The sequence below is a fragment of the Clostridium tetani genome, assembly GCF_900167265.1.
GTDB lineage: Bacteria > Bacillota > Clostridia > Clostridiales > Clostridiaceae > Clostridium_G > Clostridium_G tetani.
Genome location: NZ_FUWT01000033.1, coordinates 1 through 1,427 on the forward strand (window position 1 = coordinate 1; position 1,427 = coordinate 1,427).

Consider the following 1,427-nt stretch of genomic DNA (forward strand, 5'->3'; position numbering starts at 1 on the left):
TAAAGCTATAGAACCTAATATGCCTACAACTAATAATATCCATGGTATTGTCCAATCTTTAATCTGTTTAGTTTGTTTTAACATTAGTCCCAAAACATATAAAGCAGGTACCAATATAAATGCCTGCTCTGTAATAAATTCCATTATGTTTATTTCCATAAAGCATCCTCCTATTTCAAAATATTGTGTTGAATTACATAAAAAAAGAAGCTTACAAAGCTCCCTATAATTAGTCCCATAAACCATCTCATAGTTGTGGTTAAACCTTTTATATCTTTACATAAATTTTTTATTTCAATTTTAAACTCTCTTCCATCTTGTTCTATCTTATCTAGCCTTTTATCATGTTCTTTTATAATTTCTGTGTGTTCATTAATTTTTATTTCCATAGTCTCGCTGTTCATATCCATCACCTCATATACCATTTTTCAACATTATAAACATTGTTTACAATCACATATTCACATTACTATAAATTAACATATATTACAATTAGGTGGTATTTTATAGGGCTTTAAATTTCATAAAACTAAAGTCATAGGTATTCACTACTTTTATAAAATTGAATGGATAAAAAAAGACTAGAGTAACATTACTCCAGCCTTTTTTTATCTTATATTTCATTATCTTTAGGTTAATATATACTCTTTTACCTATAGCTTTTATTAATTCAATTTTACTTATTTTTAATCTTGTCCCACACTTCATTAGAGTCTTTATCTACTGGAATATCTAAAGCTTCTTTTGCTTCCTTTATATGTTCTTTGTAATAGTCTAAAGCATCTTGTTTATTTTCTGTTTGATAATATAATAATTTTAATCCTGCTAATGCTATATATCCTACTGTATCTCTTTCTTTATCTGTCACTTCTCTATTTTGTATTTCGCAAATATCTGTTACGTCCTCTGAATATTCTTCGTACTTATCACCATTTGCCTCTGTTTTATTCTTAAAACATCTCTCAGTATAAGCCAACATCTCTACAGACCTTTTATATATCTCTTCATCCATATCTTTTGGAATATTACTTGTGGCTACACTTCCGCAACCAATAAAACTCATGATAAAAACAAATAATAAAAAAATAATACCTTTTTTAGCCAATTACTCCATCCCCTTTAATTTTGATTATTAGCTATATATTACCATATTTAATGATTATTTGTCAATTTTATCTATTTTTCTACGTACAGATTCTAGATACACATTCAAACTTGATTATTTCTTTAAGTTCTTCTCAAATCTTTCTGCTTTATTTTTATATACTGCAAAATTATGATTAACTGGTTTAGCCAATAAACACATCTTGAATTGCTCTTGTTTTTTGCAATAAAAAAAAGACTTCTTAAAAGTCTTGGCTACTTCGCATTATTTTTCTATTGTGTTACTATTTTATAAACACCAATGCTACCCCATAACCCTTACT

The 1,427-nt window shown here is 27.1% G+C and carries 3 protein-coding genes; all 3 read right to left on the bottom strand.

The window, feature by feature from the left end; all coding sequences use genetic code 11:
• The coding region (locus tag B5D21_RS14475) for a phage holin family protein (RefSeq protein WP_078688124.1) at nucleotides 1-246 on the bottom strand (246 nt) is incomplete at its 3' end.
• Nucleotides 171-404: a hemolysin XhlA family protein gene (locus B5D21_RS13845; RefSeq protein ID WP_035125153.1), complete on the bottom strand. Its 234-nt coding sequence runs from the start codon at nucleotides 402-404 to the stop codon at nucleotides 171-173. The genes B5D21_RS13845 and B5D21_RS14475, both read right to left, overlap by 76 nt.
• Nucleotides 405-676: 272 nt before the next feature.
• Entirely contained in the window at nucleotides 677-1,105 is a 429-nt protein-coding gene (locus B5D21_RS13855) for a hypothetical protein (RefSeq protein WP_011099750.1), read from the bottom strand.
• Nucleotides 1,106-1,427 lie beyond the last annotated feature (322 nt).

Coding starts and splice junctions, on each gene's coding strand:
- B5D21_RS13845 (WP_035125153.1), bottom strand. CDS start 404: ATGAACAGCGAGACTATGGAAATAAAAATTAATGAACACACAGAAATT.